Annotated in this window: 21 protein-coding genes; 12 read left to right on the forward strand and 9 right to left on the reverse strand. The window is 38.3% G+C overall.

Annotated elements, in window-relative coordinates:
• Positions 1 to 43: 43 nt before the first annotated feature.
• Together ACFIML_RS03550 and ACFIML_RS03555 are read right to left on the reverse strand one after the other, a co-directional pair.
• Positions 44 to 544: a YbjN domain-containing protein gene (locus tag ACFIML_RS03550; RefSeq protein WP_273724125.1), complete on the reverse strand. Its 501-nt coding sequence runs from the start codon at positions 542 to 544 to the stop codon at positions 44 to 46.
• Positions 545 to 947: 403 nt separating this feature from the next.
• Entirely contained in the window at positions 948 to 1,193 is a 246-nt protein-coding gene (locus ACFIML_RS03555; RefSeq protein WP_375606341.1) for an accessory factor UbiK family protein, read from the reverse strand.
• Between the two features lie 306 nt (positions 1,194 to 1,499).
• Between ACFIML_RS03555 and lgt the strand changes: the two genes are divergently transcribed.
• The 4 genes from lgt (at position 1,500) to ACFIML_RS03575 (ending at position 5,733) form a co-directional block, all read left to right on the forward strand.
• The gene (gene lgt, locus ACFIML_RS03560) at positions 1,500 to 2,378 is read left to right on the forward strand and encodes a prolipoprotein diacylglyceryl transferase (RefSeq protein ID WP_375606342.1); all 879 of its coding nucleotides are present in this window, start codon (positions 1,500 to 1,502) and stop codon (positions 2,376 to 2,378) included.
• Positions 2,353 to 3,432, forward strand: a complete 1,080-nt coding sequence (locus tag ACFIML_RS03565) for a class I SAM-dependent methyltransferase (protein ID WP_375687373.1) — start codon at positions 2,353 to 2,355, stop codon at positions 3,430 to 3,432. Before lgt ends, ACFIML_RS03565 begins: the two co-directional genes overlap by 26 nt.
• 102 nt (positions 3,433 to 3,534) lie before the next feature.
• A complete protein-coding gene (pgeF, locus tag ACFIML_RS03570; RefSeq protein WP_375606344.1) occupies positions 3,535 to 4,326 on the forward strand; it encodes a peptidoglycan editing factor PgeF in 792 nt (263 codons plus the stop codon).
• 474 nt (positions 4,327 to 4,800) lie between these two features.
• Positions 4,801 to 5,733, forward strand: coding sequence for a ribose-phosphate pyrophosphokinase (locus ACFIML_RS03575; RefSeq protein WP_375606345.1), 933 nt, complete (start codon positions 4,801 to 4,803; stop codon positions 5,731 to 5,733).
• Here ACFIML_RS03575 and ACFIML_RS03580 read toward each other — a convergent pair.
• Positions 5,730 to 7,229 carry a helicase HerA domain-containing protein gene (locus ACFIML_RS03580; RefSeq protein WP_375606346.1) on the reverse strand — a complete coding sequence of 500 codons (1,500 nt, stop codon included), beginning with the start codon at positions 7,227 to 7,229 and terminating at the stop codon, positions 5,730 to 5,732. The two genes, ACFIML_RS03575 and ACFIML_RS03580, sit on opposite strands and share 4 nt — an antisense overlap.
• Before the next feature lie 287 nt (positions 7,230 to 7,516).
• Here ACFIML_RS03580 and ACFIML_RS03585 point away from each other — a divergent pair, with 287 nt between their 5' ends.
• Both ACFIML_RS03585 and pth read left to right on the forward strand, forming a co-directional pair.
• The gene (locus ACFIML_RS03585) at positions 7,517 to 8,146 is read left to right on the forward strand and encodes a 50S ribosomal protein L25/general stress protein Ctc (protein ID WP_375610123.1); all 630 of its coding nucleotides are present in this window, start codon (positions 7,517 to 7,519) and stop codon (positions 8,144 to 8,146) included.
• A 76-nt stretch (positions 8,147 to 8,222) separates the two neighbouring features.
• A complete protein-coding gene (pth, locus tag ACFIML_RS03590; protein ID WP_375606348.1) occupies positions 8,223 to 8,798 on the forward strand; it encodes an aminoacyl-tRNA hydrolase in 576 nt (191 codons plus the stop codon).
• 416 nt (positions 8,799 to 9,214) lie between these two features.
• Here the strand turns inward: pth and ACFIML_RS03595 are convergent, their stop codons facing one another.
• Positions 9,215 to 9,958: a L,D-transpeptidase gene (locus ACFIML_RS03595; RefSeq protein ID WP_375606349.1), complete on the reverse strand. Its 744-nt coding sequence runs from the start codon at positions 9,956 to 9,958 to the stop codon at positions 9,215 to 9,217.
• 265 nt (positions 9,959 to 10,223) lie between these two features.
• Between ACFIML_RS03595 and ychF the strand changes: the two genes are divergently transcribed.
• A complete protein-coding gene (gene ychF / locus ACFIML_RS03600; RefSeq protein ID WP_375606350.1) occupies positions 10,224 to 11,327 on the forward strand; it encodes a redox-regulated ATPase YchF in 1,104 nt (367 codons plus the stop codon).
• 155 nt (positions 11,328 to 11,482) lie between these two features.
• Here the strand turns inward: ychF and ACFIML_RS03605 are convergent, their stop codons facing one another.
• From ACFIML_RS03605 to petA, 4 genes are all read right to left on the reverse strand, one after another.
• A complete protein-coding gene (locus tag ACFIML_RS03605) occupies positions 11,483 to 11,923 on the reverse strand; it encodes a PRC-barrel domain-containing protein (RefSeq protein ID WP_375606351.1) in 441 nt (146 codons plus the stop codon).
• Between the two features lie 103 nt (positions 11,924 to 12,026).
• Positions 12,027 to 12,923, reverse strand: coding sequence for a cytochrome c1 (locus ACFIML_RS03610; protein ID WP_375606352.1), 897 nt, complete (start codon positions 12,921 to 12,923; stop codon positions 12,027 to 12,029).
• Complete coding sequence (locus tag ACFIML_RS03615) at positions 12,917 to 14,173, reverse strand: cytochrome bc complex cytochrome b subunit (RefSeq protein WP_375606353.1); 1,257 nt, start codon at positions 14,171 to 14,173, stop codon at positions 12,917 to 12,919. Before ACFIML_RS03615 ends, ACFIML_RS03610 begins: the two co-directional genes overlap by 7 nt.
• Before the next feature lie 4 nt (positions 14,174 to 14,177).
• Entirely contained in the window at positions 14,178 to 14,726 is a 549-nt protein-coding gene (gene petA / locus ACFIML_RS03620; RefSeq protein WP_375606354.1) for a ubiquinol-cytochrome c reductase iron-sulfur subunit, read from the reverse strand.
• A 739-nt stretch (positions 14,727 to 15,465) separates the two neighbouring features.
• Between petA and ACFIML_RS03625 the strand changes: the two genes are divergently transcribed.
• Complete coding sequence (locus tag ACFIML_RS03625; RefSeq protein ID WP_375606355.1) at positions 15,466 to 15,942, forward strand: tRNA (cytidine(34)-2'-O)-methyltransferase; 477 nt, start codon at positions 15,466 to 15,468, stop codon at positions 15,940 to 15,942.
• 485 nt (positions 15,943 to 16,427) lie between these two features.
• Here the strand turns inward: ACFIML_RS03625 and ACFIML_RS03630 are convergent, their stop codons facing one another.
• Entirely contained in the window at positions 16,428 to 17,681 is a 1,254-nt protein-coding gene (locus ACFIML_RS03630; RefSeq protein ID WP_375614406.1) for a CCA tRNA nucleotidyltransferase, read from the reverse strand.
• Positions 17,682 to 17,926: 245 nt separating this feature from the next.
• On the opposite strand from ACFIML_RS03630, the gene ACFIML_RS03635 reads away from it, so the two are divergent.
• From ACFIML_RS03635 to ACFIML_RS03650, 4 genes are read left to right on the forward strand one after another with little or no spacing between them, the layout of a single operon-like run.
• Complete coding sequence (locus ACFIML_RS03635; protein ID WP_375606357.1) at positions 17,927 to 18,958, forward strand: AAA family ATPase; 1,032 nt, start codon at positions 17,927 to 17,929, stop codon at positions 18,956 to 18,958.
• A complete protein-coding gene (locus ACFIML_RS03640) occupies positions 18,959 to 19,870 on the forward strand; it encodes a DUF58 domain-containing protein (protein WP_375606358.1) in 912 nt (303 codons plus the stop codon). It begins immediately after the preceding gene.
• On the forward strand, positions 19,867 to 22,665 hold the full coding sequence (locus ACFIML_RS03645) for a DUF4159 domain-containing protein (protein WP_375687375.1): 2,799 nt from the start codon (positions 19,867 to 19,869) through the stop codon (positions 22,663 to 22,665). Before ACFIML_RS03640 ends, ACFIML_RS03645 begins: the two co-directional genes overlap by 4 nt.
• Positions 22,662 to 24,758, forward strand: coding sequence for a glutamine amidotransferase (locus ACFIML_RS03650; RefSeq protein WP_375687377.1), 2,097 nt, complete (start codon positions 22,662 to 22,664; stop codon positions 24,756 to 24,758). Before ACFIML_RS03645 ends, ACFIML_RS03650 begins: the two co-directional genes overlap by 4 nt.
• Positions 24,759 to 25,232: the final 474 nt, after the last annotated feature.

The raw sequence follows: 25,232 nt of genomic DNA on the forward strand, positions 1-25,232 counted from the left end.
AATATTTCAGCAAACCGTCTGTAAAAATAACAAACTGTATATTTTAGGCATTCCCTACAGTTTCAAACAAAGTGTACTGCAGTGCCTTGTAAGCACTTTCTCCCGATAAAGCAACCATCTGAAATGCAACATAATGGCTTTCACAGGCTTTAAGTGCATGTATCAATAATGTTTCAACCTGTATATGAGATGGATGCATCCCACCAGCCAAAAGAAGACCTTGTCGATAAATAACTGAATTATTCCTTTGCCAGTAATCAAAATGTCCCAACAACAACTTTTCATTAATTGCTAGCAATAAGCGCTGTATTTCAGCTGTTCGAGCATTTTTAATAGAAAGATCAAACGAACAAGCTAAATGAAGTGCTTCATGCTCTTCCATCCATGAAAAAGCAAGACGATAGTTTGCACGTTTTCCTTCCACACAAACGCTAATTTCATCTTGTGCATCTCGCTCAAACGACCAATCATATTCACAGGCAATCTGTTCGATAAAGTCAACAGGGTGCTCTTTTCTTTCTGTGGCGCAAAATGCAAGCCTCATCACAATCCTCAATCATCTTAAAACATTGTCAACAGAATATAAACCGCTTAAATTGTAACAATATTTGCTACAATCAAACCTCTTACACCAAACAAATACACATTAAAAACATCAACAAAACACAAACACCTAGAACACAATCGCGCTCTTTAGGGAAACCTGATAATCATGAAACGAATCATCAAGTTTTTTCAGTGTATTGATACAATTTGATAGCGCCAGCCCCCCTGATTCAAAAAAATGTATTTTTACCCAAAAAAAATCAAAAACAAACAAATGCTCCGCTCTAACAGACTCAAGATTAAGCATTTTTTAGTTTCACGCATCATATTGAAAAATTGGGGATATTTTTTTGAAGATTCTTTTTTTTAAACTATTTTACTTTTTTGTGCCTGCGTTTTTTTTAATCATCTTTTTTTAAATCATCAAGGCGTCTTTTCAAATCAGCGTTATCAGTATGGATTTTCAGCACCATCTCCTTAAAAGTCTCAAACTCTTCGCGAGAAACAAGATCAAGTTTGTTTGCTATCTTTTCAGCCTGCACACGAAAAGCTGTTCCAGCTTCACGTCGTATGCCTTGCGCAACGTCAGCAGCATCTGTTGCTAATTTTGCTAATTCATCAAGAATACGATTTGATCCATTACGCATAACCTTTTTCCTTAAATTTTAATTATTGACACACGCATTATAGCGTATTCTCATAACATTTAGATACTGTAATTTGTTCCTTTTACTCTATATTTTACATACTGTGCAGATTTTTCATAATGATTTTGTTTCAGATTTTTTAATATTCCTTTTATCACCATATTTTTTTACCGTGATAAATCAGTGGAAATCTCCCCCCCTTTCTGACTAGCCTCCCTACTGACTTGACCATTGTGTATTCATCTGTCATTTCTGACCATCAGAGTCACTTCATATTCATCTCGTATAATGTAAGATGCTTAACTCATGAACAATTTGTCTTGTCCAGCCATTGCTTTTCCGTCTTTTCTTGATCCTGTCATTATCCATCTAGGTCCCATAGCACTTCATTGGTATGGACTTGGTTACGTACTGGGTATTCTTTTTGCTTGGTGGTATGCGCAAAAATTATTAAAAAAAACATCTCTATGGTATAGAAACTATCCTCCTATGGATAAAGAAAAGATCGGAGATTTTGTTGTCTGGTCTGCCATAAGTGTTGTTGTCGGAGGGCGTTTAGGACAAGTTCTTGTATGGGATCCCATTTACTATTTTAACCATCCAAGTGCTATTATTGCCGTATGGGATGGGGGAATGTCCTTTCATGGCGGACTTATTGGTATTATCATTGCTATGATCTGGTTTGCCCGTAAAAATCATATTAACATACGAGCCATGTTTGATATCATTGCGGCAGGTGCTCCTATTGGTATCGGCGTTGTACGAATCTGCAACTTCATCAACCAAGAATTATGGGGCAATATTACTACACGTCCTTGGGCTGTTTGTTTTCCTCTCGATCCTTACTATTTACCGCGCCATCCAAGCCAGCTTTACGAAGCATTTATGGAAGGATTTCTTCTCTTCATCATCCTGTGTCTTCTTATTTTTGGGTTCAAAGCATTAAAACGTCCCGGTACTGTATCAGGAACATTTATTATAGGCTACGCAGTAACACGCAGCATTTCTGAAGTTTACCGTGCGCCTCAAGAAGATCCAGAATGGTTTTCGACTCTTTTCCATTCTACTGGTTTTACCTATGGCATGGCTTTATCTCTTCCCATGCTTCTTGTAGGGTTTTATCTTCTTCTCCACGCCTTTAAATATAAACCGACAGAAAATGGCCAATCTCAAAGAAAAAATTAAAGAAATTATTGTCCTTAATGGACCAATCACTGTTAGCCAATATATGACGTTGGCACTTACAGATCCTCAATTTGGTTATTATCAAACACAAACACCTTTCGGACGTGCTGGTGATTTCATTACAGCACCTGAAATAAGCCAATTATTTGGAGAAATGATTGGCATTTGGACTCTTGCGAGCTGGAAAGCTCAAGGGTGTCCTCACCCTTTTATTCTCGCTGAAATAGGTCCAGGACGAGGAACTTTGATGGATGACATTTTGCGAACCATCCAAAAGCTCTCTCAAACGGCATTTAATGCTGCTGAAATTTTTCTGATCGAAATAAGCCAAAAACTCGCAAAAGAACAAAAAAAGCGCCTTTGCTCTTATCAAAAACAAATCCATAGCATTGAAAATTTTAATCAAATTCCTTCAAAACCTCTCTTCCTCATTGCTAATGAATTTCTCGATACACTCCCTATCAACCAATATATTAAAGTCAATGGAAAATGGAAAGAGCGCCGCATTACAGTCAATCAAAATGGAGATTTTATCTTTATTGCTGCCCCGCATAAACTTCCCTCTTCTTGTCTACAAACCTATTGTTCTAAAGTGCCTGACGGAACAATTTTTGAACATGCCCCCTTACGGCATCAATTCATGCAACAAATCAGCCACCATTTAGTGCAAGTGACAGGTTCTGCTTTACTTATCGACTATGGTGCTTGTGAGCTTGCCTTTGGCGATACCTTGCAAGCACTCTCAAAACATAGATTTCGTGATGTTTTTGATGCCCCTGGTGAACATGATTTAACATCCCATGTTGATTTTTCTTTTTTAAAAAACATAGCTCTTGAACAGAGCTGTTTTGCTGAAATCTTAGAGCAAGGAGAGTTTCTTTTTAAAATGGGGCTACTGGAGCGCGCAAAACAGCTTGGAGTTGGCAAAAGTGCTCCTTTGCAAGACAAAATCCGCCAAGACATTGAACGGCTCGCTGGTCCAGATCAGATGGGAAAATTATTTAAAGTTTTACATTTCAGTGATAAAAATATCTCCATACCTCCCCAATTTTAATGATCGGCGCTTTTGTCAATAAACACATCATTATCTGAAATATTCATTGACAAATATGAACATCTCCATCCTCACTTTAAATAATCTCCATAAGGAACTTTTATGAAATCTATCCCTCATCCCATTCTTGCAAAAAATCTTTCTACTTTACACACCCATGGAATAAAACATGGATTTTTTACACGTCAAGGTGGTTTTTCAAAAAATCTTTATCATAGTCTTAATGTTGGGAAAGGTTCAAATGATCAACCTGAACATATCGTACAGAATCGTCTTTTGATCGCCAATTATTTTTCTATTGAAGCGCAAAATTTAGTCACAGTTAATCAAATACACTCCTGTAACGTTGTCGTAGCTCATCAAGCAACTATCGGTGCACCTCCTCAAGCTGATGCTCTGGTTACGACTACCCCAGAACTCGTTATTGGAGTTCTTACAGCAGATTGCGGACCCATTCTGTTTGCTGATCCACAAGCTGGAGTCATCGCTGCAACTCATGCTGGCTGGCGTGGAAGCTTAAATGGAATTATCGAGAAAACAATTGCTGTTATGGAAAAACAAGGAGCCAAAAGACAATCAATAACAGCAGTCCTTGGACCTTGTATTGGCCCTTATCACTATGAAGTAACAAACGAATTTTACGACCAGTTTATTGATTACCACAGCAAATACCAAAAATATTTTTTAAAAACAGACAAAATAAATCGCTTTTATTTTAATCTATGGGCATTTATTATAAATCAACTCAAAGAAGCAGGTGTTAATGCTTCTTGTGTAGAGCTTTGTACCTATCAAGATGAACAGCGTTTTTTCTCCTATCGCCGTGCAATACACCGCAACGAACCCGATTACGGACGGCAAATTTCTGCTATTATGCTGAAAAATAAAAGATGAGCCCCTTTTATGCTTGAGAACAATACCAAAACTGCAAAACTAAACTTTTTACCCAAATATAAAAATAAATCCCATTATACTTTGCTTTTTTCACGAAATTATCTACCAGCCCATAAAATATGATAGCCTTCGCTATGATCATTTTCAATGTTTGGTTATAATGATTGAAGGCAAGATAATACTTCTTTTTATTACTCCCTTTCATTCATCTTAAATATGAAACATTCCCCATATTGAAAGTATTTTTATAAAGTAATAACCAAAAAGCTTAATCAATATGTTTTTCTTTGCCGCATGGAGAAAAAACTTTGCTCTAAAAGTAACAAACTTTTGGAAAAAGAGAAAACATACTGCATAGCTCTTTAATAATAATCAATAAAATTGTAATGGTTTTGTAATTGTTTTCTTGCAATTTAATAAAAAGAAATTAAAAACCGTGTCGCATTCCTACCATGATGATTCAGAGGTTCTACTATGAAACTTTTCTGCGGAAATTCTAATCCACGCCTAGCTGAAGATGTTGCAAATTATTTGAACATCCCCTTAGGCAAAGCAACTGTAAAGCGCTTTGCTGATCAAGAAATTTTCGTAGAACTGCATGAAAATGTACGTGGACAAGATGTTTTTGTTTTGCAATCTACATCCTATCCCGCAAATGATCATTTGATGGAATTACTCATCATGATTGATGCCCTTCGTCGTTCTTCTGCGCGTCGTATTACAGCTGTTATCCCCTATTTTGGCTATGCACGCCAAGATAGAAAACCAGGACCACGAACTCCTATTTCTGCAAAACTTGTTGCCAACCTCATTACTGAAGCAGGGGCCCATCGTGTTTTAACATTGGACCTTCATGCAGGACAAATTCAAGGTTTTTTTGATATCCCTACAGATAATCTCTATGCTGTTCCTGTCATTTCTCGCGATGTCAAAGTGCATTATTCTCTTGAAAATGTTATCGTTGTTTCACCTGATGTGGGTGGTGTGGTGCGCGCGCGCGCACTCGCCAAGCGCTTGAACAGTTTGCTCGCTATTGTGGATAAACGTCGCGAAAGCCCCGGTGAATCAGAAGTTATGAATATCATTGGAGATGTATCGGGAAAAGATTGCCTTTTGCTTGATGATATTGTTGATTCAGGTGGAACTTTATGCAATGCAGCAAGTGCTCTGCTTAAACATGGTGCCAATAGTGTCACAGCTTATATCACGCACGGTGTTCTTTCTGGTAATGCAATCGAGCGAATTGCCAATTCAGAGATGAAAGAATTGGTTATTACAGATTCAATCATGCCAACACAAGCTATTGAGAAAACCCATAATATTCGTGTTTTGCCCATTGCCGACCTTATGGGAGAAGCAATAGCAAGGACAGCAGCAGAACAATCCGTTTCAAGCTTATTTGGTTAAAGTGGTTCCTTGGGATCTCCTGGTGCTGTTTCAACACCAAGATCAGGAAATGCAACAATGCGTTGGCCACTAAAATGCGTATGAATAACAATGAGACCGCGTTCTTCAAAGTAGGTTAAAAGCCGACGGACGCGGCTTAAAGAATGAGTCCCATAAAGACGTGCTAAAAATGCATCGGATGGACAAGGCTTTCCGCCCAATGCGGCTTGAGCCACGTTCAAGAAGACTCCTTGAACATCTTCTTCCAAACTTTCTGATATCTGCAAAATATGTTTCCAATGTTCACTGACAGCCGTTTGTTCATCAACAAAAGCCTGAGCAATAGCCAATTTACGCCGAAATTGTGAAAGATTAAAAGGAACCTTTGACATACCATGGATACGGCAACGAACTGAAAAATCTTGATAAAGCACCGCTGTTGAACGATAAAAAGCCTCAGAATCCTCAAGAATTTCCCGAATAATATGTTCTGCTTGGCCGTCACGCTCAACATCAGAAAGTTCAGGAAATAAACTCAAGTTTTCTTCCAACAGCTCTTGTTTTTTATGTACTACCTCCTCTAACATCTCGTGCATTGATTTTTCCCTCATCGGCTCTCGTGTTTGTTTAAATGGCGTTAAAATTTCCTCTGGTGAAGCAGTAAAAACGAGCTCTTGCACATCATCCCGCTCTGTTGGAAGTGGCATTAATTTAGGACTAGAAGAGCGTGCCAAAGTTTCAACAGAACCGATAATGATTGGTAAGGGACGTCGTGATAAAGCGGGACCTAAAGCGATAAAATTTCCCCGCTCAAGATCTCTAAACATTTCTGCTTGACGACGCTCCATTCCCAAAAGATCAGCAGCGCGCACCATATCAATATCTAAAAAAGTCCGCCCTATTAAAAAGTTTGAAGCTTCAGCAGCAACATTTTTGGCCAGCTTAGCCAAACGTTGTGTCGCAATAACACCAGCAAGACCACGTTTGCGCCCCCGACACATAAGATTAGTCATAGCACTCAGTGAAATTTTACGTGCTTCATCAGAAACTTCTCCTGCAGCAGTTGGAGCAAACAATTGTGCTTCATCAACAACGACAAGCATAGGATACCAATAATCACGTTCCACATCAAACAGTGCCCCAAGGAAAGCACCCACAGCACGCATCTGTTGTTCAGTATCCAAACCTTCAAGATTAAATACTACAGAAACCCGATGTTGTCGAATGCGATGCGCAATACGCGTCAATTCTAGTTCGCTCCGTTGAGCCTCTACAATAACATGACCAAATTTGTCTGCCAAAGTTACAAAATCACCTTCTGGATCAATCACACAATGCTGTACCCACTGAGCACTTTGTTCTAGAAGACGGCGTAAAAGATGTGATTTACCTGAACCAGAATTACCTTGAACAAGAAGACGTGTTGCCAATAACTCTTCCAAATCAAGAAGTGCTGGCATCGATTTATGCAAAGCACGACTCTCTGATATCTCACCCAAGGCAATCTCAACCTTCATAACATCTCCAGTGTTTGATTTTGAACATATCAGCGCATATTGGTTGATTCTCCATCCTGTACCATAATGTGTAACATTTCCTCTTTTTTAACGATAGAAATCATCGATTTTTCCCACAACTCTTGCATCTATGAATAGTTTGAATTATAGAACAGACTTCTGCGTAGACACCCTTGGAGGCAACGCAGAATGGAGCAATCGCTGCTTATCAGCGCATATCTTCATATCCATGCAAAAACTGTTATTGTTTTTGAAGGATCTCCAATCATGTAAAAAGGACTTAAATTATGAGCAAAAGCTACACTCTTAAGGCCGAAAAACGCGAGCGGGTTGGTAAGGGGTCCTCCCGTGAACTTCGCCGCAACGGTCTTATTCCTGCTGTCATTTATGGTGAAAAACAACCTCCTTTGGCAATAACAGTTCCCTATAAAGAAATTTTCTATAAAATTCACGCTGGTGGCTTTCGTACCACCATTGCAACGATTATTCTTGACAAGCAAAAAATTATGGTTTTGCCAAAAGATTATCAATTAGATCCCGTGCGTGACTTTCCCCTCCATGTAGATTTCTTACGCATTTCAGCAAAATCCGTTGTAGAAGTGAATATTCCTGTCCACTTCCTCAATGAAGATACGGCCCCTGGACTTAAAAAGGGTGGTGTCCTCAATATTGTTCGGCACGAAATTGAATGTACAGCTCCAGCAAGTGCTATTCCTGAAGCTATTGAAATTGATCTCTCCAGCTACTCTATTGGTGATTCTATTCACATTTCAGCAGTGCAACTGCCAAAAGATGTGACTCCCATCATCCAAGATCGAGACTTTACCATTGCAACCATTGCAGCTCCTGCTGGCATGGATGTCAGCGATGAAACCTCTGAACAAGAAAATGATGAAGAAGACACGGAAACTTCATAAAACTCAAAAGGCGGAAATTTTTTCCGCCTTAATTTATGAGACATTACCCTTACTCATACTTTGACTGAAAATACACATGTGGCTTATTGCTGGTCTTGGCAATCCTGGTTTACAATATCAAAATAACCGCCATAATATCGGTTTTATGGCTGTTGATGCCATTTATCAGTCCTTCTCTTTTTCTCCATGGTCGAAAAAGTTTCAAGCAGAAATCTCCAATGGTTTCATAGATAATGAGAAAATTTTTCTTATAAAACCGCAAACTTTTATGAATTGCTCGGGTCAAGCTATCGGTGAAGCTTTGCGATTTTATAAATTAGATTTGAAGAATTTGATCATCATTTATGATGAGTTAGACCTGCCTCCGGGAAGAGTCCGTGTAAAAATTGGTGGAGGAAATAATGGACATAATGGTATTAAATCTATTGATACCCATTGTGGTACTAATTATTGCCGTATACGCATAGGAATTGGTCATCCTGGAAGCAAAGAACTTGTTCATCAGCATGTCCTAGGAAATTTTACCAAATCTGATCAAGAATGGCTTCCCCCTCTCTTAGAGGCAATCGCAAAAAATATCGCTCTCCTTATAAAAGATGACAAATCCCTCTTTATGAATGAAGTTTCACAAACAATAAAAAATAAGAACTGACCCTAACAGCTTATTTCTCTCATCAATAAAAAAACAACTTTTCTCTATAAAATCTATACATATAACTTATTGATTTATAAGAATTAATTGTTTTATATTCTTGAATAGAAATGCCAAATATCACAAGATTTATTTTAAATCTATTAATAATGAAACCATAAAAACCATTGGCTTACACCTCACAAGTTGGAGGACATATGGATAAAAACTTTTGAAAAAAGAAAGAAAAATGCCTCTTATAAATTTCCTCAAAGACAAAACCTGTTGGGAAAATATGAAAGCTAGCAAATAGAACAATGATATTTGTACATATCTTTTGAAACAGAGAAGAGGTCTATACTCTTTTTTTGGAGGAAGAGAAGATTGAACAGCAAACCAAAATACCCAAACGGCTCTCTCCAATCTTCTCCCCTAAATTAAAAAAAATCATTTGGCTGAATGGTCGATTGTAGCGGATCGTAACCATTTGATTGTTGACTATAAACTGTAGGAATACTCCTATTGTTTTGCAATACCACAACACGCGAACCAACGGGAACACGATCATAAAGATCGATAATATCTTGATTAAGCAAACGGATACACCCACTTGAAATAGCACGCCCAATTGACCACGATTCGTGTGAGCCATGAATACGGAAAAGTGTATCTTTCCCATTTTTGAACAAATAAAGTGCCCGCGCACCTAATGGATTATCGGGCCCTGGTGGCATTCCTTTCCCAAGATGACCATAACGTTCTGGTTCTCGAGCCATCATAGCTGCAGTAGGAGCCCAATTTGGCCACCGACGCTTGCGCTGTATAACCCCCTCACCTTCAAATGCTAGGCCTTCTTTACCGACACCAATCCCATAACGCAAAGCTTTTCCATTTTCACCAATAAGGTAAAGAAAACACTCTTGCGTATCTATAACCAATGTTCCAGGCGCATAAGATGTATAATAAATCACCTCTTGTCGCCAATATTTTGGATCAATTGTCGCAAGATCAACAGCAGGTAACGAATAGGCCTCATTCGTTACAGGACCATACAAAGCCTGTATTTCTGGTGGAATGTATCGAACTTGTTGAAAAGGTACCGATGACATATCTGACTGACGTGTAGCACATCCAGCCAAAGCCAAAAGTGCTGCAATTAAAAAGGCACAACGAGATAACACTCTTCTATTTTCTCCGATTAATTATTTATGCAGATTTGCATACCATGAAAAACTTAGCACACTATTAACATTAATTCGAAGTTTTCTTATCCTTGTAACTAAGGAGAGCATTAAGATAAGAAGAACTAAGGTAAAAAAGTAGATACCTACTACTTTAGACTTTTTTCTCACTTATCGCAAGACAAGGACTATAACTCTTCTGAAAATATGCTATAAAAAGGAAGCTTTATCTTAACCATAAAATCAGTAGAAAAGAAAGACTCTCATGGGCTTTAAATGCGGTATTGTCGGATTACCTAATGTCGGGAAATCAACTCTTTTTAATGCATTAACAAAAACAGCCACTGCACAGGCTGCCAATTATCCTTTTTGTACTATTGAACCCAATACCGGTGAAGTTGCTGTTCCAGATTTACGAATGGAAAAAATTGCATCAATTGCTGGTTCAAAAGAAACGATTCCTACACGCATTAACTTCGTGGATATTGCGGGGTTGGTACGAGGAGCCTCAAAAGGCGAAGGTTTAGGGAATAAATTTTTAGCCAATATTCGTGAAGTCGATGCCATTGTCCACGTTTTACGCTGTTTTCAAAACGAAGATATTACCCACGTAGAAGGACGTATTGATCCTGTTAGTGATGCAACAACGGTTGAAACCGAACTTATGCTTGCAGATCTTGAAAGTCTTGAGAGAAGAATCGTACAAATCCGTAAACGAGCAACTGGAAAAGATAAAGAAGCCCTTACAATTCTACCCATTATGGAAAAAGCATTAAACATACTGCAACAGGGAAACCCTGTCCGCTTATTACTCAAAGATATCTCTTCTGATGAAAAGAACATTCTTAAAAGTTTAAATCTTTTAACCTCCAAACCTGTACTTTATGTTTGCAACGTAAGCGAAAATGACGCCGCTCATGGCAATAGTTTTACCCAAACAGTTGAAAAAATGGCAACAGAGCAAAATGCGCAAAGTATTATCATTTCGGCTTCTATCGAAGCGGAAATCACGCAACTGAGTGATGCTGAAGCCTCAGAATATCTCAATGCTCTAGGACTCTTTGAACCAAGTTTAAATCGCCTTATTCGCGCTGGTTATCATTTACTTGATCTCATTACTTACTTCACCTGTGGGCCTAAGGAAACGCGAGCATGGACAATTGCGCGTGGTACCAAAGCTCCCCAAGCAGCTGGCGTTATTCACTCAGATTTTGAGCGCGGCTTCATTCGTGCACAAACCATCAGCTACAATGACTATATTGCTCTGGGTGGAGAAAGCGGTGCAAAAGAAGCAGGAAAAGCCCGCGATGAAGGAAAAGAATACATTGTGCAAGATGGCGATATCATGTTATTTAAACATAATACTTAAATCTTCACTCTATCTTAATAGTTTATCTTGAAAATTTTGTATTAAGTTCATGAGAGCTTACCGCAAAAGTTCCTAAAGGTCTCCTGAACAAAAAACAGGTGCTACCATTATTGTGACAGCAACTGTTTTATCCATTCAAGAATGGAAATATAAAATTAGCGCGTCCAACGCCCTTCGTATTTAAATGTTGGAGCGTCCTTTAAAGAATCTTTTGTCGCATTTGTAATAAGTTTCCACTTACCATAATCATTTGTCATCTGGATTGTTTCTGGAGAAACGACCACATAACTCTCCCCTATACCAAGGAAACCACCAACTGCAACAACAAATCCCGCAATATTATTTTCACGTAAAATAATATCTTTTACTTCACCAATATTTTCATCTTCTATATTATATACCTTAGCACCTATAAGGCTAGAAGCAACAAAATCCGTTGCTAAAGGTGTTACATAACGCACAGAATTATTTATCCCTACCTGTACAATACCTGTCGAAGAAATCATTTCAGGTTTAGAAGGTCCTTCAAAAGACTGCGCATAAGTACTAGAAATCATCAAAATTGACATAAGAGTAGTACATGAAATTTTTTTCATTTTAACATCTCCGTTTTTACTTTGCTTTTACTTTATAAAACCTCAATGCATTATAAACAGATTTGTTCCTTATGCTTTTTATACTCTTTCAAAACCAGTCGCCTTATCCTTTTTTCTTTATTTCGTCTTTTGTTTCTTTCTCAAACTCTTCTTCTAAACTACGCCAAATACGACCTTTTAAAATATAAACAAGCCCTGCAAAAATGATTAAAAATAAAATAACACGAAAACCGGTTTTTTTACGAATTTCCATATGAGGATCAGCAGACCACATCAAAAAAGCAGAAACATCACGAGCGTAATGTTCAACGGTTTCTGGGGTTCCATCTTCATAAGCAACTACACCATCACTCAAAGGAGGTGCCATAGTTAAAAAATTACTGGCAATAAAATAAGGATTATACCAATAACCATCAGCAACTTTTACTTTCTTCGGCGCTTCCTGATATCCTGTTAAAAGAGCTGTAATATAATCTGGACCAGCCGTATCATAATGAGTCAAAACATCCGTAATTAAAGCAGGAAAAGGCAAAGATACACCACGTGCACGTGCCATCAATGACAAATCTGGAGGATAAGCACCATTCAAAACCTGTCTTGCTTCTTCTTCATACGCAAAGGGAGAAGGAAAATAATCCGTTGCAACCCCAGCACGTTTAAAAAATTTTCCTTCTCGATTAGGACCATCACGCACTTCATACTGCCCCGCTAAAACTTTAATCTGTTCTTGATCATACCCAAGAGCTTTTAAATTGCGAAAAGCCACATATTTTAGCCCATGGCAGCTGGAACAAACTTGTTTATAAACCTTTAATCCGCGCCTCAATTGCGCCTTATCGTAGAACCCAAATGGACCTGAAAAACTCCATTCTTGTTTTTTAGGAACCTGTAAAGGAAAAGAAATAAATCCCTCTTCCTGATCAGAGGCATCACCCGCTAAACTCTGAGCAGAAAAACTCATAGCAACAATAACAACCAGCCCGACAAAAACATTTACCATAGTCTCTTTTTTTTCTGTTTTAAATCTTGCATAATTGAAGAAGGAAGAGAATAATTTTTTTCAAACGCTGGCAAAATCGGCAAAATAACCAAAAAAAATATAAAATAATAAACCGTAGCCAATTGTGTCCATAAAAGAATTTTGTCACTTATTTCTCTTGACCCCAACCAACCAAGAAAAACGACATCAATAACCAACGCCCAAAAGAAAATTTTATAAACAGGTCGATATCTTGCTGAACATATTTTAGAGCGGTCCAACCATGGCACAAAAATTAAAATGCAAATCGAACTGACGAATAAAACAAAGCCAACAAAGTTTGAAGAGAAAATACCAATATCAAAAGTTATAGCACGAAGCATCGCATAAAAAGGCAAAAAATACCATTCTGGAACTACACGAAGAGGTGCCTTTAAAGGATCTGCCACACTATAATTTTCAACCTGCCCCATATAATCGGGCATATAAAACAAAAACCAGGCAAAGAAGATGAGAAAAACAGTAATAGCAAAAATATCTTTGATCAGTGCATAAGGCGAAAATGGAACCGTTTCCTTATCTGACTGTATAGCAAGACCCGTTGGATTTCCTTGCCCAACACAATGAATTGCCCAAATATGAAGCCCCACAAAAAGAAGCAAAACAAATGATAAAACATAATGGAAAACATAAAAACGATTCAACGTTGGTTGTCCTACGACATAACCACCAAGAAGTGTCTCATGCAACCAAGACCCCACTAAAGGAATCGTTTTGAAAAGCCCTGCAATCACTGAAGCAGCTGAAATAGACATCATCCCCCAAACAAGCACATAACCAAAAAACGCTATTGCCATCATGATGATATAAATAAAAATACCTGTAACCCATACCATTTCTCGCATATTTTTATAAGAACCATAATAAAGTCCACGTGCCAAATGGATATAAACAGCAATAAAAAAAAACGAAGAGCCTACACAATGCCATGGACGAAAAAGCCAACCAAACTGCCCTTCACGCCGAAATCGTTCACTAGTTTCAAAAGCCAAATGAATATCCGGAACATAATGCATAGCCAAGACAATACCTGTCAATAGCTGTGATAAAAGCATAATGGTTAAAATACCGCCAAATGTGTAAAAGTAATTAAGATTACGCGGAACAGGAAAAATCACAAATGCATTATAAAAAAAACGAGGAAGAGGAAAACGCTTATCAAACCAACGAGCAAGTGCATTTTTAGGACAATAAGGAGAAAACCTTGTCATAACCTTATCCTATTTTGAGCAAAGTATCAGAAAGAAATTGGTAAGGAGGAATAGCCAAATTATAGTTAGCTGGACCCGAACGCACTCTTCCAGCTGTATCATAAACAGACCCATGACAGGGACACAACCACCCTCCAAATTTACCCGATTGCCCAAGTGTTACACAGCCTAGATGCGTACAAAGATTAATAACAATAAGCCAATTTTCACGTCCTTTACCTGCTGAACGCGCAAAATCTGTTGCTTCCTTTTCACCTTCAAGATTAGGATTGCGCGCTTGACGATCTTTTAGAAGTCTCAATTCAGTAGCGCGCGCATCAGCAATTTCTTTTGCCGTACGATTTCGAATAACAACAGGCTGTCCTCGCCACTTTACCGTTATCGACATCCCCTCTTCAATACCAGAAAGATCAACCTCAACAGAGGAAGATGCCAAAACAGCTTCATCTGGACGCAACTGACGGATAAAAGGCCACATAACCGCTCCCATTCCAACTGCTCCTGCAACAGCTGTTACCAAAAACAGAAAATCCCGCCTCGTTTGCTCACCCATGGCCTTAACTTAAAGAGACACTTTGCTAAAACATCCTTTCTACCATACCCTCTCCCATTGTACAATGCTTGATCACTCAGTTACCTCAATCATAAAAACATCCCCGTAAAAACTCCTGCCATTTGTATGGTTTATACAAAAAACTGTTTTATAATGATAATTCATCATTTTACAGAGTGAATGAAATCCTGAAACACCGTAAGGTTTTTTCATTTCCAACCTATTCATATTAATCAATCAAAATTACTCCCCCGCCCGTGAAAATCAGAGATAGCATGTAAATAAACACTTTTAAAGAAAGATAGTCTTATTATGACCATATCTCAGTAAACAAGTTGAGCTTATCGGTTATTTCTTTAACACATTTACAGCATCTCTCCCTCTCTCAATTCCAACTGGTTGTATGAGTATTTTTTTCGCTTCTGTTTTTGCATAAGCTTCTGTTTTTGCATAAAAAGCATATTTTGTTGATTTTAATTAAAATGGATGATCTAACCTCATTAAATATCCCACTTTTCAACATAATGAGCCAATCCATTCATGGATCGCTCAATAAAATGAAGTCCCGAATAGGGAGCTTCTCTCTTATCCCAAACAGATCTGTATACATAACTTTTTCCCTGAAATTTAAAGGGAATAAAAATTAACCGTAAAAAACATGTATTTCTCAAAGCATATTTTTCGAATAAATTGTGGTATTTCTTTACAAAGTCGAAAGAAAAATCATATTACAGAGAACATGACACTTCATATAGCTCTTTTCCAACCTGATATTGCTGGTAATACTGGAACGATTTTACGTCTTAGCGCTTGCTTTGGTTTACATGTGCACATTATTGAACCTGCAGGCTTCAATCTGTCGGATCGTAATCTCAAACGCGCAGGATTGGATTATCTCGAATATGCTTCCTTAGAACGACACATTGATTGGCAACATTTTATAAGCTCCATGAAACACTTTAACCGCCGCCTGTTGCTTTTAAGTACAAAAGCAAAAACATGCTATACGCAGATATGCTATCAAAGAAATGATGTTTTACTTTTTGGTCGGGAATCAGCTGGAGTTCCCGATTATGTTCATGAAACGGCCGATTACACACTGAAAATTCCCATGCAACCACAGGCACGCTCTCTCAATCTCGCCATGAGCGTGGCTATAACAACAGGAGAAGCATTGCGCCAAATTGGTTATTATGAAAGAAAATGTATTTTATAAAAATATAAATTATCACGAAAAACAATAATACAACATATAAAGAACAGTTAGAGCGTATAATGCCTATCATTTTCAAACAATTAAGTGCTTGTAAAATAAACATTTATTAGTGCCCATCACATCCATTTCATATCACCTCATATCACCACCTATGAATGATTAAATACTCCTCATAGTAAAAATCCAGTGAACATCCCCCTCTTTATGGTCATACAAGGTGCAAACCGCTATCACTATTCTCTTTATTCGTTCTCATTTTCGAGAATCCTTATCTTTGAGATGGTTTATAAGAGACATTTTCCCCCTCTGTAATCATTTTTCCTCACTTGTGACGTGTAAGGCAATAATTTTGATTGATGTAATATGAACAGGTTTGAAATAACCTTACAATATTGTGGACTCTTCTTTCACATGAATAGTGATTATTATAAATTAATATGTTGACTTAAAAAATATAAAAAACAGTGGGTTTATAAACAGAAATATTATAAATCAATTTTTTCTAATAGTGCATGACGATCCATTAAAAATCCGCTTTCAATCCATATCATTTCTAGCTCTTTAAGCTTTTTTCCTAAAAGTATACCTTTCGTAAAACCTTTTTTTATTAAATCGTTACCATTAATAGGAAAAGTTGGAATTTGCCATTTTTTGGCAAGTTGATAAAGCTTAATATAACCCTCTGCTTTTTGCAAAGCATCACTTTTTTCCAGATGATCAAGATGTGATGCAGCGACAGACAACGATAATTGATCTAAAACTGGCTGTCGTCCATGAAAATAAATCAGTTTTTGCACAAAATGATCAGAACAGTTTTGGCTGATTATTTCTAACTCTGCCCATTCTTTTAATCGCGTTGTTTCCTTAAGAGAAAAACGCAAGCGCTGTGCCATTTCATGAAGACGCATGGGATCAGGAGGAAGAAGGCTTTCTAGCCGTAACAATGGATCAACTTTCCAACCAAGAGCCTGTTCTGTCTTCACCAATGCGTGAATTGCATCAATACCCCATCGTTCTGTTTCAGGGAAAATGAGTGCCAAAATTCTGCTTTGTCGCATCCATAAAAGAGCACGCGTTGGATCAAACGCCGCAAGAAGCTTTTTCATTTCTGCCCAAATACGTTCAGAAGAAAGTTTTTTTAAACCGTGTTTTAAACGAACACATGCCTTCAATCCTTGCACATCAGGTCGCCCTGCTCCATACCACGCAAAAAAGCGAAAAAACCGTAAAATACGCAAATAATCTTCGCCAATACGATCTTCTGCAACCCCAATAAAACGAACTGTTCGGCTAGCAATATCACTCAAACCTCCCACATCATCATAAAGGTTGCCAGCAGCATCACAATAAAGCGCATTTATCGTAAAATCTCGCCGTTCAGCATCTTTTTTCCAATCACGACCAAATGCCACTTTTGCATGACGACCATCCGTTTCAATATCGCAGCGAAGCGTTGTAACCTCATAAGAACATGAATGAGCAACTACTGTTATTGTACCAAACGCAATCCCTGTAGGAATAGCTTTAAATCCTGCTGCTTCTACACGTGCGATAATCTGTTGCGGCAAGCAGGTTGTGGCAATATCAATATCACTAATAGGCTGCCCTAGCAGTTGATTGCGTACTGCTCCCCCTACAATACGCGCCTCTTCCCCCTCCACAGACAAAACACGAAGAAGTGTTTGGATATCACTTTGTTGTAACCACGCAACCTGTTTGAAGTTCTGTCTTATATTCACCCTTTAACCTTTCAAAAAAGTTGTCTTCATTGCTTTAAAAAACTCTCTTCATAAAACAATTTTTTTAAGACATCCCTTATAAAGCACGTCTATTCTTCCAAAGAAACTTTTCTCTTCTATATGAATATGAAAAAAAACGGCATATGATACTTCATTTCTTCTCATTTTCTGTTACAAACAATAAGATATCCATTATCATGCAGAGAAAATTACCATTTTTGCGACAAACGCCTTAAGGAAGAAATATGAGTCAACATGATCCATCATCCAATTCTATAAAAAAGGTCAATATCAATCATGAAGCTCAAGTCATTATTGATGATATTGATACGGCACACAAAGAGTTGGATATTTTACAAAAAGAAATTGACAAAGTTATTTTTGGGCAAAATCAGGTAATCGAATATGCTTTAATCGCTATTTTTGCTGGTGGTCACGCCCTTCTTGTCGGTGCTCCAGGACTTGCAAAAACACGTCTTGTTGAAACATTGGGAACAGTCTTAGGGCTTGATGAAAAACGCATCCAATTCACTCCTGACTTAATGCCATCGGATATTATTGGTTCTGAAATTATGGATTCCGATAAAGACGGTAAACGTTCTTTTCGATACATTCAAGGTCCTATTTTCACGCAACTTCTCATGGCCGATGAAATCAATCGTGCTTCCCCACGGACACAGTCAGCCCTTTTACAAGCTATGCAAGAATATCATGTTACTGTTGCAGGTACCCGTTATGATTTGCCACAACCTTTTCATGTTCTTGCAACGCAAAATCCTCTCGAACAAGAAGGGACCTATCCACTTCCTGAAGCACAACTGGATCGCTTTTTGATGCAAATCGATATTGACTATCCTGACCTCACAACAGAGCGACGGATTATTTTAGAAACAACAAAAGAAAAAAAATCAAATGCAAAACCAATTTTATCCGGCAAAAAATTGCAAAAAATTCAAAATATCGTTCGCAAAATGCCTCTTTCAGAAAATGTGATTGAAGCTATTTTAAAAATTGTCCGCTCATCTCGCCCTCATAAAGACAATAGCCTTGCTAATACTTATGTTTCTTGGGGACCTGGTCCACGGGCATCACAAGCCCTTTCACTTTGTGTTCGCGCTCGTGCTCTTTATTATGGACGCTTAGCTCCTTCACTTGATGATGTTGAAGCATTGGCCTATCCCGTATTACAACACCGCATGGCTCTTAATTTTTCTGCCCGTGCTGAAGATATAACCGTAAAAGATATTATTAATAACCTTGTGAAAGATGCTCTTTGAATGGCTCTTGGCAAAAAAGTTTTACAAAAGCCTCCATTGTCGCTGGCAAATGAACTGCATAAGGATACTGGCAAAATGCCATATTTCCTTTTACAAGCGCGTCATATCGCTAATACATTGATAACCGGATGGCATAGACAACGTAAAAGCGGTAATGGGGAAAACTTTTGGCAATTTCGTCCCTATATGGAAGGAGAATCCATTAGCCGCATTGACTGGCGTCGCTCAGCGCGTGATGAAAATACATATCTCCGTGAACATGAATGGCAAATGACACAAACCGTTTGGCTTTGTCCTGATCAGAGCGCATCAATGCATTACTGTTCGCGCTTTTCTAAAATCTCTAAAGGTAATCATGCCACTCTTCTTACCCTTACCTTGGCATCCCTTCTTGCACGCAGTGGCGAACATATTGCTATTCCCAACTTAATGTCCCCCACAATGACATCCAATGTCGTAGAACGAATAGCCTTTGCTTTAGAAAATCATTCAGATGAAAATTCATTTCCGGATTTTTCAACGATTACACGCTTTTCACATGTCGTTATAATGAGTGATTTTCTCGACTATCCTGAAAAAATCATCCAACATTTAACCGTTTTAACTACAAAACAGGTGACAGCTCATTTAATTGAAATTTCTGATCCCGCAGAAGAAAGCTTCCCCTACACAGGTCACACAGCATTTTTGGATCCTGAAACGAAAGAGAAACATGTTTCCACTAAAGCAGAAGATCTTCGTAAGAGCTATTGTAAACTATATCACGCAAGGCGACAAGAATTGGTAAATTTTTGCGCACGCCAAGGATGGTCTTATCACGTTAGTACAACGGATCAACCTTTAACAGAGACCATTTTTCATCTCGCAAATACAATGAGCGACTCTCCATTGCAAAAAAGGAGGGCACTTTGAGTTTTGCTGCTCCCTTTCTGTTACTAGGGCTTTTGTTCCTACCGGTCATTTGGTGGCTATTGCGGATAACTCCTCCATCTCCGCGTAAAGAGCTTTTTCCCCCTTTTCGCTTCTTACCCAAACCAACTCATCAACAAGAAACAGCAAAACATACACCTTGGTGGTTGCTCTTGTTGCGTTTAACCATAGCGGCACTTGTTATCATAGCTCTAGCACGCCCCACTTGGAATCAAAAACCAATAAGCCTTTCTGGGTCTCAACCCCTTGCACTCATTATTGATAATGGTTGGGTTTCTGTAAAAGAATGGAAAAAACGCATCTCTATCGCTGAAATACTCCTTGCACAGGCAGAAAAACAGCAAAAAGATATTTATCTTGTTGCAACGGCTGAACATGATATCTCCAATATAGAGCCCCAACCAGCCAAGATTATAAAACAGCATTTAATGCATTTGCAACCGCGTCCTTGGCCTGTCAACCGTGTGCATGCCTTCAAAAAACTCAGCGAAATAACCAAAGGAAAACCTCTTGATATTGCTTATTTAAGTGATGGATTACAAACAAATGAAGATGAGCAAGCTTTTGCTCTTCTTGAAGAACTAAAACCTAGAAACTTCTTGTGGTATTTGACTGATATTTCCGATTTAACCGGCATAACATCCATAGAAAATAACAATGGAAACATGGGCGCGCGTATTATCCGCTCAACAACACACAGTAATACTCCCGCTATACTCAGCCTTTACGATTCAAATAATCAACTTCTCGGTCAATTTACGAACAATTTCTCTGAAGGAGAAACAACAGTACTTGTTCCTTTTAATGTACCACTTGAACTACGCAATGATATCGCTTGGATAAAAATAAACAATCAAAACCATGCTGCTGCAACCTTCTTGGTAGACAGCCATAACAGGATAAGCCGTGTTGCTCTTCTCTCACCCGATACCAATGAAATGGCACAGCCTTTACTTGCTCCATTTTATTACATTATTAAAGCCTTACAAGGTCATACACAGCTTATAACAGCCGGTGGAAGAGAACTTTCAACGGATATTGATCATTTGCTTAAACAAAATCCATCTGTTTTTATTATGGGTGACATTGTTAACATGCCCGAAAATGCAGAAAAAAAACTTTCTGATTTTGTGAATAAAGGGGGAACACTCATCCGCTTTGCAGGAGAAAAACTCAGTAGCGCAGAACATTACGATAACCTTCTTCCGATACCACTGCGCCCAGGCCAACGTTCCCTTGGAAGTATTATGTCTTGGACAAAACCACAAAAGCTTGCACCTTTTGCAAAAAATAGCTTTTTCTTTGGTCTTCCCTTTCCAGGAGATGTTACTGTCTCTCGCCAAATCCTCGCAGAACCAACCCCAGATCTTTTTGAAAAAACGTGGCTTAGCCTTTCGGATGGAACTCCTCTTATTACCGCAGCAAAACGTGGTAAAGGAACCCTCATTCTCATTCATGTTGCTCCTGACCCAACATGGTCTAATCTTCCTCTTTCTGGCTTTTTTGCACAAATGCTGCAAAAATTAATCACATTAGGTTCTAACGAAAACACAAACCTAACACACAGAGAAAAAAGAACAGTGGTACAAAACCCTTGGCGAACTATAGCCGTTGACGGACAATTACAAGTACCATCCTCTGATATTGTTCCACTGGTCTTTGATGCTCAAAATCCACCCCGTCCTTCCTATCATACCCCACCAGGACTTTATGGTGTCAAAAACAATTTTTATGCGCTTAATCTCTTAACTCATTCATCGCGCTTGATGAAACAATCATCATTGCCACCTTCTCTTAACAAGAGTCCTTTATCTTACGATATAAAAGAAAAAAATCTTACCGGTCCACTTTTAGGATTAGCCATCTTATTATTCGCCTTTGATAATTTTCTCATTTTATGGATGGGAGGTATTTTTTCTTTCAATAAACGGCATAATATGTTTTTCCTCCCTCTCATAATTCTTATTGCCTTGTTTGCATATGCTCCAATTCTTCATGCACAAACGACAGAAAATCATCATGATAGTGTACAAGCCGCTGGTGCAACACATCTTGCCTACGTTATAACCAACAATCGTGAAATTGATACAACGAGTAAAAGTGGTCTAGAAGCCTTAAGCCAATTTATTGCAGAGCGCACAATGCTTTCCCCTGGCTCTGTTACAGCACTTGATCTCGATAAAGATGAACTCTCCTTTTATCCTCTTATTTACTGGCCAATTGATGTTGAGAGTCCTATACCAACTCCCAAAAGCCTTGAAAAAATAAATAATTTTATGAAACATGGGGGAACAATTTTATTTGACACACGCGATCAGATAAAGAGCAATCTTAATCTTGAAGGAGATGCCACTCCAGAAACGCAAAGATTACGAACCATCTTAAAAGGATTAAATATTCCATCCATTGAGCCAGCATCAACCGATCACGTTGTTGCACGTTCCTTTTATATTATGCCAGATTTTCCTGGTCTCTACCGTGGTTCACCTTTATGGGTTGAATCCTCATCAACAAACAAAAAAAATAAAAATTCTCTTGCCAGTGGTGATAACGTAAGTTCTCTTCTCATCACCGCAAATAACTTTGCCGGTGCTTGGGCACTCGATGAAAAAGGAACATGGAAATATCCCCTTGTTCCCAATGATCCAATGCAACGTCTATGGGCATTTCGCGCAGGTTTAAATATTGTTCTTTATGTGCTTACAGGAAACTATAAAGCGGACCAAGTTCATGTTCCTGCGCTCTTGGAACGCTTTAAAAGAGAAAGAAGGCAATGATACCACTTTTCACTTTTCAGCCTTTCTTACCACTCTTTTGGATTCTGCTCTTAAGCGGAATATCCTTTCTTTTTGTCGTTGTTGGTCTTGTTACGCAACGTCAAGGTTCTATATTTCGTCTGATGGCATTAAGCGCCCTCATCCTTGCTTTGCTTAATCCAATGATCATAAAAGAACAGCGCGAACCACTGAAAAGCACAGTGGGAATTATTATTGACCGCAGCAAAAGCCAAACATTTGGAACACGTACAAACGACAGTGATGAAGCGCGCGCGCAATTAACTCAAGTATTGGCGCATTATCCACAATTTGAACCACGTTTTATTGAAGCTGGAAAACTTGCTGATAATCAGTATGCGCCCTCAACGAATTTGTTTGAGACTTTAACACAAGCAGTATCTGATGTACCACTCTCTCGTTATGCAGGAACCATTTTTATCACTGATGGACAAGTGCATGACATCCCTGACCTATCAGATCTTCATCATGAAGCACCTCTCAATGCTTTGATTACAGGATACTCAGATGAATTTGATCGCCAAATCAAGTTTATTTCTCCTCCACGCTTTGCCCTTGTCAACAAACCACAAACGCTCTCCATTTTGGTAGAAGATAAAGGCCCCGCCAAAAAAACAATACCACAGAAAGCAAATATTACACTAAGCGTCAATGGACAAGACATTGGCCATTATTCTGTAACTCCTGGCGTGATTTTTCAAACTGAAATTACTCTTCCTCATGCTGAAAAAAATATTATCCAAGTTATAACTGATCCATACAAAGGTGAACTAAGCTTTGAAAATAACCGCGCTATAACAATTATTGAAGGAATCAGAGAAAATTTACGCGTTCTTCTTATTTCAGGTGCTCCTTATAATGGAGAACGGACATGGCGAGACCTTTTGAAAGGTGACTCCAATATTGATCTTGTTCACTTTACTATTTTGCGTCCCCCCACCAAAGCAGATAATACGCCCTCAAGCCAATTATCCTTAGTGGTCTTTCCCACAAGAAAACTCTTTGTTGAAGAAATTAATAACTTTGATCTCATCATCCTTGATGGCTACCAGCACTCTACTGTTCTCCCCTTAATCTATTATGATTATATCGCCCAATATGTACAAAAGGGGGGTGCATTGTTGATGGTAACAGGACCTGAATTTACCCAAAAAAACTCACTTGCGAAAACACCTTTAATAAGCATTCTACCGGCATTGCCCAATGGAACTATTATTGAAAAACCTTTTCGCCCCACATTAACCAAAGAAGGTGAGCGCCATCCTGTCACAAGGGGTCTTGCAACACTTAACCTTCCAGCTTCTCAATGGGGACAATGGTTGCGACAAATTGCTATTCAAAATATAAATAACGGAATCGCCCTCATGAAAGGAGCCAATGAACAACCACTTTTAATTCTCTCCCATGTTGATAAAGGGCGTGTAGGCATGTTGCTTTCCGATGAAAGTTGGCTTTGGGCTAGAGGTTTCGAAGGCGGAGGTCCTTATGCTGCTCTTTATCGACGAATTGCCCATTGGCTTATGAAAGAACCAGAACTTGAAGAAGAAAAATTAAGTGCAACCAGCAGCAATCATCATTTAACAATTCGCCGCCAAACCCTCAAAGAGCATCCAGAGCCCGTCGAAATAATCTTTCCCTCTGGAAAAAAAGAAAATATTACTCTCACCAAAGAACAAGAAGGCCTTTTTACTGCAACTGTGACCACTGATGAGACAGGAGTTTTTACCATTAAAAATGGCGATTTAACAATACTTTCTTCTGTAGGGATGCTCGATAATCTTGAGTTGTTTGACTTGACTTCAACACAAGAAAAACTGGCCCCCATTATTAAGCACACTGGTGGCTACATCGGACGTTTACACCCTGAGGGAAAAGAAAATTTTCATCTTCCTCCATTCAAGCTGATTCAATCAAAAAAAAGTCCGTCCTCTTCCCCAGCACATTCAATTGTTCTGAAAGAAGCAACCGAAACCCGTTTAATCAATACCTTTTATTTTTCGATATTTTCTGGCTTTTTTGCACTGCTTGCCTGCCTTTTACTGTTGAGCAGCATGTGGTATCGTGAAGGCCGTTAAAAAATCTGAAATTTAGTATAATAGTTTTTAAATTTAGCTTATCCTTTTACGTATTTACTTGTCTTTTATAATTATATAACGTATTGATTTATAACTAAAAATACAGTGGAATTCTCCTTATTTCCAATATCCTCATATTAAAATAATAAAAAACATTCTCTTGCGTATTATTAGAAGAAATGCTGTATGGATAGAAACCATTGAAGAAAAGAGTGAAATACCTCTTATGAATCCTCTTAAAGCAAAGCAAGAATTTTCATAAAATTGGGGGAAAATAGTATGATGTTTTTTATTTGCACCTTGTATAAGCGTAGAGATGGTAGTGTACAGTAAGCCCTATATAGTTCACAGAAGCTTTCCATTATAATATCGAGTACCGTCTTGAAATTAGCTCAAACGCATTGAGAAATGTTTTTTACAAATATGTGAATGTACGACACAATGATATTTTATTAGGGATATTCTATTTGGAAC

The sequence above is a fragment of the Bartonella sp. AC62GZZY genome, assembly GCF_042196525.1.
Lineage (GTDB): Bacteria > Pseudomonadota > Alphaproteobacteria > Rhizobiales > Rhizobiaceae > Bartonella.